General features: G+C 43.8%; 13 protein-coding genes. 11 read left to right on the top strand and 2 right to left on the bottom strand.

The features are described from left to right. Positions 1 to 65 precede the first annotated feature (65 nt). Together K08M4_RS21765 and K08M4_RS21760 are read left to right on the top strand one after the other, a co-directional pair. Positions 66 to 674, top strand: coding sequence for a DUF3299 domain-containing protein (locus tag K08M4_RS21765; RefSeq protein ID WP_086051464.1), 609 nt, complete (start codon positions 66 to 68; stop codon positions 672 to 674). Positions 675 to 928: 254 nt separating this feature from the next. Then, complete coding sequence (locus K08M4_RS21760) at positions 929 to 2,212, top strand: serine hydrolase domain-containing protein (RefSeq protein ID WP_086051463.1); 1,284 nt, start codon at positions 929 to 931, stop codon at positions 2,210 to 2,212. A 681-nt stretch (positions 2,213 to 2,893) separates the two neighbouring features. Here K08M4_RS21760 and K08M4_RS21755 read toward each other — a convergent pair. After that, complete coding sequence (locus tag K08M4_RS21755; RefSeq protein WP_086051462.1) at positions 2,894 to 3,643, bottom strand: hypothetical protein; 750 nt, start codon at positions 3,641 to 3,643, stop codon at positions 2,894 to 2,896. A gap of 323 nt (positions 3,644 to 3,966) precedes the next feature. Between K08M4_RS21755 and K08M4_RS21750 the strand changes: the two genes are divergently transcribed. After that, a complete protein-coding gene (locus tag K08M4_RS21750; protein WP_086051461.1) occupies positions 3,967 to 4,866 on the top strand; it encodes a LysR family transcriptional regulator in 900 nt (299 codons plus the stop codon). A gap of 304 nt (positions 4,867 to 5,170) precedes the next feature. Here K08M4_RS21750 and K08M4_RS21745 read toward each other — a convergent pair whose 3' ends face one another. Further along, positions 5,171 to 5,659 (bottom strand): GNAT family N-acetyltransferase, encoded by a 489-nt coding sequence (locus tag K08M4_RS21745; RefSeq protein ID WP_086051460.1) that lies wholly within the window; start codon positions 5,657 to 5,659, stop codon positions 5,171 to 5,173. Positions 5,660 to 5,985: 326 nt separating this feature from the next. Here K08M4_RS21745 and K08M4_RS21740 point away from each other — a divergent pair, with 326 nt between their 5' ends. The 8 genes from K08M4_RS21740 (at position 5,986) to K08M4_RS21705 (ending at position 15,799) form a co-directional block, all read left to right on the top strand. After that, complete coding sequence (locus tag K08M4_RS21740) at positions 5,986 to 6,666, top strand: hypothetical protein (RefSeq protein ID WP_086051459.1); 681 nt, start codon at positions 5,986 to 5,988, stop codon at positions 6,664 to 6,666. A gap of 66 nt (positions 6,667 to 6,732) precedes the next feature. Then, positions 6,733 to 7,431 carry an ABC transporter ATP-binding protein gene (locus K08M4_RS21735; RefSeq protein ID WP_086051458.1) on the top strand — a complete coding sequence of 233 codons (699 nt, stop codon included), beginning with the start codon at positions 6,733 to 6,735 and terminating at the stop codon, positions 7,429 to 7,431. Further along, positions 7,419 to 8,717, top strand: a complete 1,299-nt coding sequence (locus K08M4_RS21730) for an ABC transporter permease (protein ID WP_086051457.1) — start codon at positions 7,419 to 7,421, stop codon at positions 8,715 to 8,717. The genes K08M4_RS21735 and K08M4_RS21730 overlap by 13 nt, the downstream gene beginning before the upstream one ends. Further along, on the top strand, positions 8,710 to 9,510 hold the full coding sequence (locus tag K08M4_RS21725; RefSeq protein ID WP_086051456.1) for an outer membrane lipoprotein-sorting protein: 801 nt from the start codon (positions 8,710 to 8,712) through the stop codon (positions 9,508 to 9,510). Before K08M4_RS21730 ends, K08M4_RS21725 begins: the two co-directional genes overlap by 8 nt. Before the next feature lie 8 nt (positions 9,511 to 9,518). After that, positions 9,519 to 10,811, top strand: a complete 1,293-nt coding sequence (locus K08M4_RS21720) for a hypothetical protein (RefSeq protein ID WP_086051455.1) — start codon at positions 9,519 to 9,521, stop codon at positions 10,809 to 10,811. Beyond that, a complete protein-coding gene (locus tag K08M4_RS21715; protein WP_086051454.1) occupies positions 10,811 to 11,869 on the top strand; it encodes a sensor histidine kinase in 1,059 nt (352 codons plus the stop codon). The genes K08M4_RS21720 and K08M4_RS21715 overlap by 1 nt, the downstream gene beginning before the upstream one ends. A 51-nt stretch (positions 11,870 to 11,920) precedes the next feature. Continuing rightward, positions 11,921 to 12,787 (top strand): LytR/AlgR family response regulator transcription factor, encoded by an 867-nt coding sequence (locus tag K08M4_RS21710; RefSeq protein WP_086051453.1) that lies wholly within the window; start codon positions 11,921 to 11,923, stop codon positions 12,785 to 12,787. 249 nt (positions 12,788 to 13,036) lie between these two features. After that, positions 13,037 to 15,799, top strand: a complete 2,763-nt coding sequence (locus K08M4_RS21705; protein ID WP_086051452.1) for a M16 family metallopeptidase — start codon at positions 13,037 to 13,039, stop codon at positions 15,797 to 15,799. The last annotated feature ends 87 nt before the right edge of the window (positions 15,800 to 15,886 follow it).

Below are 15,886 nucleotides of genomic sequence, written 5' to 3'. Positions count from 1 at the left end.
GACGATGGCTAAGATTTTCTTAGCCATTTTTTCATTAGCCCTTGTTCTAATTAGAAAATATTGACATGAAAAATACACTATTGATGATTATGGCTTGTTGTTTTAGTTTGTTCACACAAGCTGCTGAAACGATATCTTGGGAGTCGTTAAGACCTGTGCAGAATCAGTATCAGGTTCTTTCTCCTGGGAATAAGGCGCTACTTTCTGAGATTTACGCCTACGAAGCTGTTCAAAAAACGCGTCAGTTAAGTCCAATGGAAAAAGATGGATACAATCAACGCGTGGTATTGGCTGAAAAATTTGGCTTAAACGTACGTGAGCTGCTTGTACAAAGAACACAACAAACGAACGATATTGTTCCCGACCTTAGTATTAACGATATGAAACTGGCCGGGTTTTTAGTCCCGCTCGAAATGGAAGGCTTAATAGGAACGCAGTTCATTTTAGTGCCAACTGCAGGGGCTTGCATTCACACACCTCCCCCACCTGTAAACCAAACGATTTTAGTCGAATTTCCCGAAGGCCATGAATTACAAAGTTTATACACACCAGTATGGGTGACAGGGAATATTAAAACAGGGGCGGTTGATACGTCGGTTGCACTTTCTGATGGCAATCAAGATATTCAAACTGGATACGTCATTGATGCGTCGGATATTGAGCTTTATCATTAAATCTGATCAAATAATTTAGAATATAAAATGGTGACTAACGGGGGAATCGTTAGGTTCAATCGGCTCACTATGTACCGTCTAACTCACTTATCTTCATGCTCCCCACTTCGATCTTTGATGGGGGCAACCCATCGGAGGCGATGAGGCGTTATTCCGTTTTCCTTGTAACGTGTCTGTATTAACAAAGGCAACTGGCTCGCAGCTTTTGCATACAGTTCGCACTACAGCACTTATATACCAATAGGAAAACCAATATGAAAAGCTTAATCGCTATATCCATAGTAACGGCTCTATCTGCAGGCTCAGCGTTTGCTAATGAGAGCATTAATGAATCATCCACAAACGTTGATGTTTACAACACTCATGACTTTTTCTTGAAAAAAGGCAATCGCGTTAAACTTCAGTTTCCTATCGAGCAATCCAAGTTTGCTTGGCAGAACCTAAGTCGTTTCTACCCTACCGCTCAAATTGAACGTGATGGACCTGTTTATCAATTCCCATATCAAATTGATCAAAATATTGGTGAAATATCAGCGACTGTACACGGTGAGAGTAAGACTCTAAACGAACACCTAGATTCTTATCCTGTCGATGCTTTTCTTGTTGTTAAGAGTGGAGAAGTTGTCTTTGAGCGTTACAACACGATGCGAAAAACAGACAAGCATAATTGGTTTTCAAATTCAAAAATCACAGTAGGTATCGAGCTGGCTAAATTGGTCAACGAGGGTAAAGTTAACCCGAGTGATCCTATTTCTAAATACATTCCTGAATTAAAGGGGTCTGACTGGGATACAGTATCCGTTTCTGATACTGCAAATATGGCGACAGGCTTGAACGCAACAGAGCACGATGAGCCAGAGGCTGACTCACGTATAAATCCAGAACAACCTTGGTTTAAATGGGCGGTTTCCATTGGCGTGTTTGAAGGTCAAGGCAACCAAAGCCCACTTGAAGTACTTGCTGAAATGAAGCGAAGAGCACCGGGCGGAAAAACATTCGAATACAATTCAATTAATACGTTTGTTCTAGCTCGGCTTATTGAGAACGTTCGTAATTTACCCATGAATGAGATTGTCAGTCGTGATATGTGGCAGAAGATGGGGGCTAATAATGATGCTTATTCTGTCGTTTCTCCACAAGGGGGATACCCTTTAATGTTTTTCTCAATGAATACCACAATTGAAGATATGACTAAATTCGGCATGTTACTTACTCCGTCCGCCATAAAGTTGGGTAATGGTGGAGTTAGCAAAGAAGTCATTACGTTAATTCAAGACTCTGGTAACTCAGAAGCTTACGGTGGTGGTTATGTTGGCAAGATGATGGAAAACTCTTTCTACAACGACACAAACATCAAGAATGGTTATCAATTTGATGCAATCTTTGAGGATGGCGACTTATTTAAGGCAGGTGTTGGCGGTCAAGGGGTGTATATTTCACCAGAAAAAGACTTAGTTATATCTTTCTTTTCAACCAGTAACGGTAAAAACCAAGAAGAAACTTATGCTCGTGAGATTGCGAAATATTTTAGCCGCTAATTATGCAATCGGTGATTGCTACTTGATGTGATTAATCATTGAATAGAGTTTTATCTTTTTGTAACGCCAGTCGCTTGACTGGCGTTTTTTTGTTTGTTGAACTTGGTTATTGATTCCCTGTGATCGGGTGATTAAGTACCACGATATCTTTGGGTCATCTCAACACCACTATCCATTATCGCTTGTGTTAACGCTTTTATGTGCTTTAGGCTCGTGGTTAAACACCGATGTCAGAGCCTAAATAAGTTTACGTCATCATATAGATACGACTTGTTTGAGCTTCTTCTCGTTACTCATTGCATTCAGACGATACATTCGCTCTCCTTGCCTTCTACTCATTGGCAATACACATAGGGTTAGGATGCAGTGTAAGTTCAAGAGGGGCTTCGTTTGAATTCACTTATCTTGATGGGTTTAGGTATGCACTAGCAAACGTAAACAGTTAGATATCAATCAATAGAAGCATCGAATTCGCTCGCTGGAATAAGGTTTTGAGTGTTGAATCAATATGGGATGTAGACGTAACTTGATAGAGACAGAGAGTGAGCTCAAGGTAAGGTCGAACTGAATAGTAAATCGTGGCTATTTTAATCAAGAAGAGTGAGAGAGTGTAAGGAAAACAAAACTAAAAAAGGCGAATCTCTCGATTCACCTTTTAACGTATGGTGGTTTTTTAACGTTTTAGAAGAATACTTTGTATTGGAACCAAACCACGGTGTCGTCAATGTCTAGTTTTTGATTGGTTGATTCCATGCTTCCATAAGTATTCTCAACTTTGACTTGTCCCCAACGTGTTTTGTCTGCCGAAAAAGGAGTTGCTGCGAGTAGGGTAGTTTTAACAGTACTCGTTTCAATATCACCATCCATGTACGTAAATTCTGGGTAGGCTGCAAAATAAGTACCATCGGCGCCCGGCTTCCAAACTGCATAAGCAGCAGCCATACCACCTACGATGCTATTGTCTGTCACACCGAAGGCACTAGTCGTACTGTCTGAATATTCACCGCCCATCACTGCTGCGCGGCCAAAAAAGGTCAGGGAGTCTATTGGAGTTCTAAAAATAGCAATACCACCGACTGCAGCTGTAGTAAAGTTTGCATTATCAATGATATCTAATGATGCGGCTACACGAGGTGTCATGGCATTATTTACATTGAATACATGGAAATATTGAGCTCGGCTGTCTTTATATTTACCTTCATTATTCATAGAACCTTCCAATGTGACCATAGACATCTGCCCGTTGTCATAAGTATATGATAGAGCGCCCGATAACTTTAGATCACCAATGTTGTTGGTTGCCACATACATATTAGTACTAGCACGAGTCATATCGGACGGGTCAACTTTTTGAGTGTCATCAGCAAATGCTGAAATAGAAATGGTAGCAAGTAAAGCTGTAGATAAAGCGGTCATTTTGAGTGTGGTCATGGGAAGTTCCTGAGTTATTTAAGTTAAGTTGCTGAAGCAATGACGCAACTTTACATAAGGTTTTTAGACTCATTAACTCGCTAGCGATGGGCTCAAACCATCATTGTCATCCAAACAGCGTCGGCAAAGGGGGAGCTGGGTTTCTCGTGATAAAAATATATTAGTTCGTTTGATTAAAGTGTATTTGGGAAGATATCTTGAATTAAAGTTAGATCGTGGTGATAGAAATGTGTTGTTTGATAAGAGAAGCAGACGCTGTATTGGCTAATGTAGACTCTGGTGGTAATATTTATTATCGAATATGAGGGCTCGCAGGGCATGATATGAACTTTAGTCTTGAACAATTAAATACTTTCGTTGCGGTATATGAACAACAAGCTTTTAGTAAAGCGGCGATAAAATTAAATAAGCACCGAACAACGGTTGCACAAGTCATCACGAGTTTAGAAGACCAGTTAGCGATCTCTTTATTCGATAGGTTGAGCCGCAGTGTCGAACCCACTGAAGATGCTGTACTCCTTTATCATTACGCAAAGCAAATACTAGAGCAGGCTAAAACTTTTGATAGATTTGCATTGAGTCTTTCATTTGGCGGGTTAGAGTCGGTGACGATTGCTTATGCGAGCTTTTTACCTCATCACGTTGTTTCTAAAATTCGTCGACAGCTTTATGAAGACTTCCCATCCATGCGCGTTAATTTTTTGGTCAGGACGAAACCAGAAATAAAAGCAGGAATTGAAGATGGAAGCATCCATTTTGGGATTGTGAACATATACGAAAGCAAAGTGATCAATAGTATTGATTTTACTTTTTTAGGGAATATGCCTTTTGTTCCATTTGCTCATGCAGGAAGTGAATTATCGGCTAAGCCTTCAAACGAAACGCTCTCAACGATGAAGTCTTTACGCCAATTTGTACTGAAATCTATGGTCGACGATAACATGACAGAGAAGGCTGTTGTTTCTTCGAAACATGAATATGTTGATCAATTAGCAGTCATTGTTAAGCTTGTCCAAGATGATTTTGGCTGGGCTCTTTTACCAAAATCGATAATTGACTCTGAATATGTGACTGAAAATTTGGTAGAGATAAAATGTGACGAGATCAAACAAGAAATAATGGTTCCTATATCCCTTTGGTGTCCACATTCAAAACAAATTGCTCAGGTAAAAAAATCGATCATCAAGGTCGCTGATTATTATATAAACAAATCAGCGTACTAAAAAATGGATACTTTATTGGGATGAATTTATCAGGCTATAGAAGTATTTATCTTGATGAGCTATCTATTATGAACTCGTTTAGGGCACTTTGAGTCATAAGGTGCCACGAGCTAAAAATCGGTCTATCCAAGTTGTGGACAATTCCGAGCTAGCAAATTTGCAAGTCTATGGGCTCTCCGATTAGCTAATGTATTGGGTTAACACGCGCAGCTAGACCGCACGTGACCGTTGCAAATACTTTCACGATGCGAAGTGCAACGCGTTACGTATCTGATAAATCGATTAATTAGTTTTCAACTTTTTTTTAAGTCATCTTTACCGAAATTAGATTTAGAACCCATTTTTCTAGTTCTTCGTTATCGTCATCAACAACTTCCCCTAGAAACACGAAATTGTTCGCTTTTACAACACTGAGTGAAGCTACGTTAGTTGATGAAATCAATGCAACTACGTTTTCGACCAAACCCGAGTTAAACGCTACTTTGCAAAGTTTATTGACCGCGGACTTTGCTAACCCACGACCTTGTTGCTGCTCTGCAACATTATACCCAATTTCAATCTCACCAGCTTTAGGTTCACCTTTAAAACCACAAAAACCAACAACATGGTTTTGGTTTAACATCATGTAAGGCAGTGACCATATCTCAGCTCTTGCGCTTTGAGCGTGTTGAACAGAACGATAAAGTACATGCTTAGGTGGAATTGATCCAACACAGAACTCAAGTTCCATACCGATACTTGCAGTACTGATCAATTGATGAAGCTGGTTTATATTTACCTGCTTTAGTTCCATTTTTTCCTCTGTGCCTAAGACCTGTCAATCGGATAACTTTTAGTAGGGTAAACTAGCATTGATAGGATGTGAATAAATTCCAGCACTGACTCAGAATGGGGCAGAAATGAGTCAGCTCAGATCAAGGCCTGAAGTGGGAAATGTCAGATACGTTTTTGCCCACTCATTTTATCCTTTCCTACTCGTGCTTTTTGTTTGCAGCTCCCACCACTCACACCCTATCTAAACCATTCACTCCTCGTTACTACCATTCGTCGCATTGATAAAACGGCATGACAAATTCTAGTTAACCTTTCAACGTCAACATTTGAAAGGGATTAGAAATCATGACTACTTCACACTCATTTAATTCAGGCTCTACCACTTCTGTGCTTAAGCGTTCATTACTGGTTGCACTTGTTTCATTCGCACCCACTTTGGCGCAGGCTAACCCAAGTTCAGACGTTCTTGATATCTATAATCAAGCCGCGCAAGGCAATGAAGATCTGGTTGAGGTGGCTTACGAACGCCTTAACGATACGCTGCAACAAGACGGCGCTACGCCACTGACTTTGGTTTACCTCGGAAGCACAGAAACCCTGATGGGGCGTGATGCGTTCTTACCTTGGAACAAGATGAAGTATGTGGAGAAAGGCTTATCAACCATTGATAAATCACTGGTGCTGCTTAAAGACGAAGACCAACCGATTCATGAGCAACCTCGTGTTCAAGGGCTGCCAGATTCTTACCTAACTCGCGCCATGGCTGCGGTGACTTACACTTCTCTGCCAGACATGTTTAACCATTTCGATCGTGGTTATGACCTGTTCCTCTCGTTACTTGCGGAAGATGATTTCCAGCAACAACACTTCGCTGCAACCTCGTGGATTTACCGTTACGCAATCACGGCGTCGATTCGTGCTGAAGATCTAAAGCAAGCAAAAGCGTGGCTAGAACAAATGGAAACTGCCGATGCTGGCAATATCGAAACTATGACTGCGAAGGCCCTAATAGCGAAAGCCAAATAACGTTTTACTAAAGCTCATTAACAACTGCGAACGCTTAAGAATGATGGGTAATCAAAGGACAACGAAATGATTGAATTTAAAGGTATCGGCAAAGCGTATGTGACTGGCGGTCAACGGGTTGATGCATTAAACGGGGTCGATGGACGCATCCAACGCGGTGAAATGGTGGCCTTGTGTGGGCCGTCTGGGTCTGGAAAAAGTACACTTTTGAATGTTCTTGGTTTGTTGGATATGGATTATCGAGGGCAAATCAATATTGATGACCAACCGTATCCAACAGAGCAGATCACCGCTGCGCGCTTTCGTCGTCAGTCGTTGGGTTTTGTGTTTCAACGCTTCAATCTGGTTCCTGTGATGACCGCGCTTGAGAACGTCGCTTATCCATTGATGTTGAACCAATGTTCGAAACAAGAACAGCAGACCAGAGCACAACATATGCTGGAGCGTGTTGGATTGGGGGATTATGTTCATCATCGCCCAGATAATCTTTCTGGAGGCCAACAGCAACGTGTCGCGATAGCCAGAGCGTTGATTCACAACCCAAGCTTGGTGATTGCCGATGAGCCGACCGCGAGCCTAGACAGTCACACTGCCAACCTTGTGATCGACATTATGAAAGAGCTCGGCCACGAAATGGGCACGACTTTTATTGTCGCAACGCACGACCCAAGAATGGCACAGCGCTGCGATCGAGTCATTGAACTTATCGACGGTCAACTGGCGCCACAAGATACAACCACGGAGGCGAGCTCATGGGCAAGTTAACACAAAGAATGAGCACGTTTTTATTTCCAACTTCGGTGCGTTTAGCGTGGCTTAATTTATTAAGAAACGGTCGACGCAGCCTGCTTTCGGTGTTGATTATCGCGATTGCGGTATTTGCGTTGACGTCGGCAGGAGGCTACGGGCTTTATACTTATGAGTCTCTACGTGAGTCGACCGCGCGTGATACTGGCCATCTCACGTTGAGCTCGCCGGGATATTTTGAACAAGATGAAGACATGCCGCTGAGCAATGGTCTGGATAACGTGCAAACGCTAACCAAGAGCATTATTGGTGACAATGACGTGCGTGGTGTGCAACCGCGAGTCTATTTTAGTGGCTTGGTTTCTAATGGCAGTAAGTCGACCATTTTTATGGGAACGGGCGTTAATGAGCGCGAGTTTGACATGAAAGGTCCTTTCTTAGATGTACGCAGCGGGCAAACGCTCTCGGATGTAAAATCCCCAAGATACGACAGCCAAGAGCCACAAGTGATGCTGGGAACTGATCTGGCTCGTAACCTCAAAGTTGCGGTTGGTGATTGGGTAACGCTGCTAGCCACCACCAGTGATGGCGCTTTGAATGCCTTTGATTTTAAGGTGCAGGGTATTTACTCGACGGGTGTTCCTGAGCTGGATAAGCGTCAGCTCTATGTTCATATCACCACTGCTCAAGAACTTTTGGCCTCAGACAAAGTCAGTACCTTGTCGGTGTTCCTATTTGAAACCAACAAGACCTCGACTGTTCAACAGCGTATTCAAACTGCTTTAGATCGAAATAGCGCTAGCCAAAACGATCAAGGCACAGAGATCGAGATCACTCCGTGGCAAGATCGCGCGTTTTTCTACACCAAGGTTAAAGATCTTTACGACCGGATCTTCGGCATCATGGGTGCTGTTATGGCATTGGTGGTGTTCGTGTCTTTGTTTAACACCATGACCATGTCGGTGACAGAACGTACTCGTGAAATCGGCACCTTGTCGGCACTGGGTAGTTACCCCTCTGAAATTGTCGCAGGCTTTTTAAAAGAGGCGGGATTGCTGGCGGTGATTGGCAGTGCGATCGGTGCGTTAGTGAGTGGCTTAGTGTCGGTGTTATTGCTGGTGGTTGATATACAAATGCCACCACCTCCGGGTCGAACCGAGGGCTACCCACTCAACATTTACTTCTCATTGGAATTGGTTGGTTACGCCACTTTGGGTGTGCTGACGATATGTTTGCTGGCTGCTTATTTCTCTGCTCGCAAAGGCGTGAATAAGCCAATCACGGAGGCACTGGTTTATGTCTAGATTAACTCGTTCATTCAATACCTTGGGTTTGGCTTTCGCGTTGGGCTCTGTTTTGGCTTCGCTTCTAGCATCGGCGCCAAGCTGGGCAGTCGATTCACAACAAGTCACAGAGATGATCGCCAAGGCTGACAGCTATCGTTTGAACAGCGAACAGGCGTCTAAAGTGGTTTCTCTGGTGGCGCTATATCAAGACGAGCAACTGGACAAAACCCGTAAATACAACGTCTACACAAGACCAAATCGAGAGTCATTAGTGGTCTTTAAATCAGCCGTTGAGGCAGGTCAAAAGATGCTGATGATAGAAGATAACTATTGGTTGTTGATGCCGAAATCTCGTCGACCAATTCGTATTACACCGATGCAAAAACTATTGGGTGAAGCCTCGGTTGGGGACATCTCGACGCTGACGTGGAGCGAAGACTACCAAGGGGAGTGGGTTGCCGAGCAACAAGTTGAGATGCCGACTGGCGAAATACTCGATACCCATCACTTAAAGCTCGCGGCGAAAACCAAGGGGGCGAGTTACCAGTCGATTGATCTGTGGTTAACAGCAGACCGTGCATTCCCAGTTAAAGCGGATCTGTATCTGCGTTCTGGAAAACTGGCGAAACAAGCGTGGTTTACTGAAGGCGTGCGAGATGGATTACCAACAGTGGTGTCGATGACCTTGCTTGATAAGATTCAGCCGAGTAAGAAAACCGTGATTGAGTACCGCGAAGTGATTGAACAAAGCTTGGAAGACAAATACTACAACCCTGCCTACCTATCGCGTAACAGCGTGTCTGGGCTGTAGGTGAGCTTATGAGAGTGCCCAATCGCCTATTCCACATCAAGTCTTCAATCGCTACTTTGCTTGCCTTGTCTTGTGTGAGTAACACGATTCAAGCGAACGACCTGAGCTTAGCGTGGGATTGGCAACTGAGTGCAGAAGCGGTTGAATCGAGAGAGTCGCCATTCACTCCTTTGGCATCAGATCAGCGTCAGTCGTTGAATGGCTTGCTGGATCTTGAGATTGGTTATAACAATTGGCTTGGTCTGTTTGCCGTGAAAGCCAACGATATTTTGAGCAACGACCCACAGGGGAATGAGGCGAGCTTTGAATCGGAATTCATTGTGCGTGAGTTGTTTTGGCAAGGTGGTGTTGAGCTGTCGAATTCGTTAATCGGTGACCACTACCTCGATGTCACGCTCGGTAAGGTTCGCCTTGATTGGGGCGTGGGTTATGGCTACCGACCTTTAGACATAATCAAGCCTTATCGCCAGAATCCAGTCGGTATTGTCGCAGAAGAGGGCGCGGGTATTGTGTCGGCGTCACTGTTCGATATGACGGGCGAGTGGACGCTGCTTTATAGCGATTCTTCGTGGACTTCCCAAAACGTGAATAAATTCGAAAAGCAGAACCAACAACAAGGGATTGGCTTACGTCGTTACAACCTAGTGGGCGATCACGAAGTTCAATGGGTCGCTTATTATGACGATGTGCGCCATGGCTTGCTTGGAGCGAGTTTAGTATCGGTGCTCAATCTCGCTTGGGAGTTTCATGGCTCAGCGGTCTATCAAAGACAAAGCTTAGGCTACAGCCAGCCTAATTCAATGCTTAAACCTGTTTATCTCGAAGAACAGGGCGAGGCCTATCAAGCGTTAGCCGGCTTAACATGGGCGAATGACACTGGCCATAATGTCGTTCTGGAATACTGGTTTGATAGCCGAGCGTGGAGTAACTCTGAGTGGCAAAGCGCAATAGGGAGTGCTGAGTCTTTGTCGGTTAATCCGATGACAGCATCATTGGCAGGTTCTTACGCGCAAGGTTATCAACACGCCAATTTGGTTCAACACAACATCATGTTTCACTGGTCTTTGGATTCGACACATGGCTGGCTTGAAGATATCACGCCGACATTCGACGTCATGTTGTCTCCTCAAGACGGTGGTTTCATTGCAACGCAGTGGCTCAACTATCAGGCTTTAGATAATGGCAATTCATCGTTGGATTTGGAACTTGCTGCACGCTTTCTAGGCGGTAAAAGTGATTCTGCTTACGCCAACTTACCCGATAGTCATATGATTCTTTTAAATATCAAAGGACGATTTTAATGAACACTTCTTCAAACAGTCAGTTTTCATGGATTAAGAGCTTCACGCTGACGACCTTGTTTTGTTTTATCATTGCCGTCACCACACAGACAATTTGGGGCGGCGGTCTTGTGGTCAATCTCGCGATAAGCTTTGGTTTTGGTTACAGCGCGGTGGGATCCTCTTTTATCTTGGTTGAGGTGTTTAAGAGGAAATCAAAGGTGTTTGATGTGGGTATCTCAATGGTGATCGCGATGACCTTTGGTACCTTGAACGCGCACTATTGGTTGAACGGATATTTTGGGGCCAATATCTCGGACCTTAAATCTGTAGTCTTGCTCGGTGTGATCTTCTGTTCGGTTTGCTATTACTATTTCTACACACGAGAGCAGCAGTTACGTGCCGACAATGAATTAGAAGTGGCCAAGCGTCGCCAAGCTGATCAAGAAAAGGTGGTGGTGCTGAGTCAGCTTAAGCAACTGCAGAGCCAAATTGAGCCGCACTTCCTGTTCAACACGCTTGCGACCATCAATGTATTGATTGAGAGTGACAGCGCGAAAGCCAAGTTGATGCTCGAAAAACTGACTGACTTATTGCGTGTGACTTTGAAAAACAGCCGCAACGAGCAATCGACCATCGCACAAGAGGTCGACTTGTTAGACGCTTATCTTAATATCCAAAAGATACGCTTGGGAGAGCGCTTAACGTTCTCGATTGAAACACACGAGATTAGTGATTTGCAGGTGATTCCACCGTTCTTGATTCAACCCTTGGTCGAGAACGCATTAACTCACGGTATTGAGCCTAAAGCCGCGGGTGGCCAAGTGAATATCCACATTGCTCAACAGGCACAACAGCTAAAAATTGAAGTTTCAGATAATGGCGCGGGGCTGAAAACGCCTTCTGCGAATACGGGGCATGGTGTTGGGTTAAGCAATATTCGTCAGAGAATCGAAACCCTTTATGGTGATAAGGCTAGCCTCACGATTACTGAACAAGCTGAGGGCGGGGTGGTATCAACTATCTTATTACCGCTCATCAGTGAAACTGGCTCCGAGAACGATGAGCCGAAACTCTAAGAACAGTGACTACAAACAGACGATTTACAGTGTGAATTTAAAGGAATAATAATGATTAACCCAGCAGTAAAGCCGAACGTAACGGCAATTATCGCAGACGATGAAGCACTGTTAAGACACCATCTCGACAAGAGCCTTGCTGAGGTTTGGCCTGAGCTAGAGATTGTCAGCAAGGCAACAAATGGATTGGAGGCGATGCAGAGTATTCAGCAGTTTGAGCCTGATGTGGTCTTTCTTGATATTCGTATGCCGGAGCTGGATGGTATCTCGCTGGCTAAACAATTGAACAAGCTAGATTCGCCGCCCTTGGTGGTTTTCATTACCGCTTATGATGAATACGCAGTTAAAGCGTTTGAGCACAATGCGATGGATTACCTACTTAAACCGATCAATGAAGAGCGCTTACTCGCCACCTGTCAGAAGGTGCAAGCTCGTCTGTCGAGCAACCAAGCGCAATCAGGTATTACGCCAGAACAACCGGATATCACGGAGTTAATGGCTCAGCTTCAACAGTTATCACAATCGACGTCACAGCAAATGCAGTCTCCTTCTCAATCTCAGCCCCTTTATCAACAGCAGAAGAAACATCTTACTTGGCTCAAAGCCAGTGTTGGGGAAGACATCCACCTTATCGCCGTCGATGATGTCGCTTACTTCAAAGCGGAAGACAAGTACGTCTCGATATTCAAAAAAGGCCAAGGCAGTTTGCTAGAGGAATTTATTCTTCGCGTGTCGCTAAAAGAGTTGATTGCGCAGCTTAACCCAGATGAGTTTTGGCAGATCCACCGCTCGGTGGTGGTTAAAGTGTCTGCCATTGATAAGGTGAAGAAAGGGCTCTCCGGTCAGATGTCGGCTTATGTGTCAGGTGAGAAGCTACCGATCAGTCGCGCCTCGCAAGCTCTTTTTAAAGGGATGTGAGAAACCTGTTTAAAGGAATCCAATAAATTAGTTTAAAAGAATCTAATCATAAGCTTGGAGATGAAGTGAATCTAAGAGGACCTGATACCTCGATCTACAACCTATGACGCTCAGCTTGTGTAATTTATAAAGTTGACAGTTTCACGCATGTTTAGATTGTCTCTCAAAATTTAAATAACTGAATTTATATGAAATTATTACACTTTGACGATCAGATATATTGGAGGGAAGCCCTTCAAAGAGATCGTTATGAAAGCATACTATTTAGTCGTCGTATTGAGCTCCACATTGCTAGGTTGCAGCTCTACTCCTCAGCAACAAACGTTATTGAAATCCGATCCGTACTGGGTCAAAGGAGAGTTAGATAACGGATTAACCTACCATGTTTACCCTGACCAAGAACAACCGGTTTCGGTACGCTTACTTGTGCATGCCGGATCTTTGCAAGAGAGCGAACAACAGAAAGGGTACGCCCATTTTGTTGAGCATATGGCGTTTAATGGCAGCAAGAACTTTTCTGGAAATGATGTGGTCGAGCTATTTGAGCAATCTGGTGCCAGCTTTGGTGCTGACTTAAATGCTTACACCTCTTACCAAGAAACCCTCTATAAGTTAGATCTACCCGACAATAAGAACCTAGACAAAGCGCTGGCTTGGTTTAGAGACATTGGCGATGGTTTATTGCTGTCCGAAGCTGAAATCGAAAAAGAGAAAGGTGTGATACTTGGAGAGTTTCGATACACGCGAGTTGAAGATAAACCTCTCTCGTTTAAGTTCTACGATCATCTGGTTGAAGGGACGACTTACCAAAGTAACGATCCCATTGGTAATAAAGAATCCGTTTCCAATGCGAATGTTCAAGAATTAAAGAATTTTTACCAAACCTGGTATCAACCTCAGTTAACCGAAGTGATTGTCTCTGGCGATATCACACTGGCAGAAGTGATCCCTTTGATTGAAGAACGTTTCTCTGGCTGGCAAAGAGGCGCAACACCGGTTCCCGTGAAGAACACATCAACGGATTACAATACTCAAGATTTTGTGGCGTATGGATCTGGGGTCGAGCCACCGAGCATCGGGATAGTGATTGATCGTGGGGAAAGAGTGACACAGAGCCATGAGCAACAACATCAGCTTTGGTTAGATGATATTGCTCAACAACTTATCCAACAAAGATTGAACTCTGATTTTGTTGACGCTGCGTTGCCCGTGCAATGGGTTGCTTCAACTCCCTACTTATTAGAGTACCAAAGGTATTCGATTACTACCGTCGGTTTTCCTGTTGATAGCCGAGATCAAAGTCAGCAGCAGTTTGTTTCTACTCTCGCCTCTTTGCGTGATTATGGCGTAAGCGAATATGAGTTGGCGAGTGTGCTACAGCAATACCAAGCGAACCTTGATGATATTCAAGTTAACTGGGATCAAATGGATGCCGTAACTCATGCTGACGGTAAGTCGACGGCATTGGTGATTAACCAACCCGTTCAATCACAGCTCGATTATAAGTCGAGCTTGAAAGCGTTTCTTGCGAATACGGATCTCGAGGCCGTGAATGATAACTTAGATGATTTGCTTTCTAGCCCTTATATTTTGGGGTTAGGTTTATCTTCTAAGGAAGACATGTTAGCAATGGATAACGAGCTAAAAGATGTTAGAAAAGCCTATAAAAAGACGGGTAATAAACCACTGCTCGTAACCGCCAGTTCTGCCTTTAGCGTGCCAGCGTCTCAAGGCGAAATTGTGAAACAAGTTCAGGTGAGTGAGGAGCCTAACTTACAGCAATGGACATTGAGTAACGGCATCGAAGTTTGGTATTTACGAAACCCTGAGGCGGGCAACAATGTTGGTGTTTATTATGCGAGTGAAGGTGGCAAAGCTGCCCTTGATTCTTCTTTATATCCTGCGCTAGAGGTGGCTATTCCAGCTTCGAATCGCAGTGGAGTTGGTAAATTCAGTGGCTCGGAATTAAATGCCCATTTGAAACGCAAAGACATTCAAATTTACCCTTTCATTAACTTTACTCATCACGGGTTGGAGATAAACACTAAGAAGAAGACGCTCGCAGAAGGCTTGGCTGCACTGTATACCATTGTGACCGAACCTAAAATTGACAGCGATCAGCTTGAGGCTGTGAAATCTGAATTTGCACAAGGTCGTACTGCCTATCTAGAAACGCCAATGGGGCAGTTTACCCAGATGGTGAATCGCAACAGCTACCAGCCAAGTAGTCGTCATATCATGCTGGAAAGTGAAGATATTGAAGCGGTTAAACCTCAAGATATACTTGACCTACAGCATCAACTCTTTCAGAAGTTAAGAGACAATACGCTTGTCATCGTTGCTGATATTAAGCCCTCTGAAATTAAGCCTCTCCTACGCCAATATGTTGCTTCATTGCCACTAGAAGCGGTTGAATCTCCTGATTATGAGGTAGCTTATAAAACGGATTCAGAAGAGCGAATTGATGTATCGATCAACAATGAAGACAGCAGCCAGTACTTATTGCGTATTATTTCCCAGCAAGCTCGGGATAAAACAGCAAAAGATGTGTTTATGGATGATATGCTGCAGCGCGTATTGTCGAGTCGCCTAACGGCTTACGTTCGTGAAGAGTTAGGTTTGGATTATGCACCTTATGTGTATTCGGTCGCTCAAGATAGTGAGCCAAGTTATGACTGGTTTGTGGGCTCCTTAACAGCCCCTGAAAACTTAGATCAGGTTGAACAGGCGATTGATAAAGTTATTGCTGAAGCCGTTAAAGGGATCTCTGAAGACGAGACTAGAACGGCAGCTAAGCAGTTAATGGCCGACCTCACGCCACTTCAATATAAGCCCACGCAACAAGCTTGGTTTATTTCACGTTACATAATTCATGACTATGGTGTTGAGGCGCTGTTTGACTTACAGGGAACGACAGATTCAATTTCTAGTGAAGATATGACTGAGTATGCTAAAGAAATTTTTGGAGATAACAGCTATCAGTTGAAGAATTTGTTAAGGCCACAAAGTTAAGCTGATTGAGTAAAGTGACTTTTTAGAAAAGTCGCTTGCACCCTGAATATATGATGTCGAATCTAAGCCAAATGCACAGTCATTTGG

It is taken from the genome of Vibrio syngnathi (genome assembly GCF_002119525.1).
In the GTDB taxonomy this organism is placed as follows: Bacteria; Pseudomonadota; Gammaproteobacteria; order Enterobacterales; family Vibrionaceae; genus Vibrio; species Vibrio syngnathi.
This window is presented reverse-complemented; position numbering and strand designations above follow the sequence as displayed.

What these genes read in the sequence shown, in the direction of transcription:
- K08M4_RS21765 (WP_086051464.1), top strand. Translation starts at nt 66, where the DNA reads ATGAAAAATACACTATTGATGATTATGGCTTGTTGTTTTAGTTTGTTC.
- K08M4_RS21760 (WP_086051463.1), top strand. Translation starts at nt 929, where the DNA reads ATGAAAAGCTTAATCGCTATATCCATAGTAACGGCTCTATCTGCAGGC.
- K08M4_RS21755 (WP_086051462.1), bottom strand. Translation starts at nt 3,643, where the DNA reads ATGACCACACTCAAAATGACCGCTTTATCTACAGCTTTACTTGCTACC.
- K08M4_RS21750 (WP_086051461.1), top strand. Translation starts at nt 3,967, where the DNA reads ATGAACTTTAGTCTTGAACAATTAAATACTTTCGTTGCGGTATATGAA.
- K08M4_RS21745 (WP_086051460.1), bottom strand. Translation starts at nt 5,659, where the DNA reads ATGGAACTAAAGCAGGTAAATATAAACCAGCTTCATCAATTGATCAGT.
- K08M4_RS21740 (WP_086051459.1), top strand. Translation starts at nt 5,986, where the DNA reads ATGACTACTTCACACTCATTTAATTCAGGCTCTACCACTTCTGTGCTT.
- K08M4_RS21735 (WP_086051458.1), top strand. Translation starts at nt 6,733, where the DNA reads ATGATTGAATTTAAAGGTATCGGCAAAGCGTATGTGACTGGCGGTCAA.
- K08M4_RS21730 (WP_086051457.1), top strand. Translation starts at nt 7,419, where the DNA reads ATGGGCAAGTTAACACAAAGAATGAGCACGTTTTTATTTCCAACTTCG.
- K08M4_RS21725 (WP_086051456.1), top strand. Translation starts at nt 8,710, where the DNA reads ATGTCTAGATTAACTCGTTCATTCAATACCTTGGGTTTGGCTTTCGCG.
- K08M4_RS21720 (WP_086051455.1), top strand. Translation starts at nt 9,519, where the DNA reads ATGAGAGTGCCCAATCGCCTATTCCACATCAAGTCTTCAATCGCTACT.
- K08M4_RS21715 (WP_086051454.1), top strand. Translation starts at nt 10,811, where the DNA reads ATGAACACTTCTTCAAACAGTCAGTTTTCATGGATTAAGAGCTTCACG.
- K08M4_RS21710 (WP_086051453.1), top strand. Translation starts at nt 11,921, where the DNA reads ATGATTAACCCAGCAGTAAAGCCGAACGTAACGGCAATTATCGCAGAC.
- K08M4_RS21705 (WP_086051452.1), top strand. Translation starts at nt 13,037, where the DNA reads ATGAAAGCATACTATTTAGTCGTCGTATTGAGCTCCACATTGCTAGGT.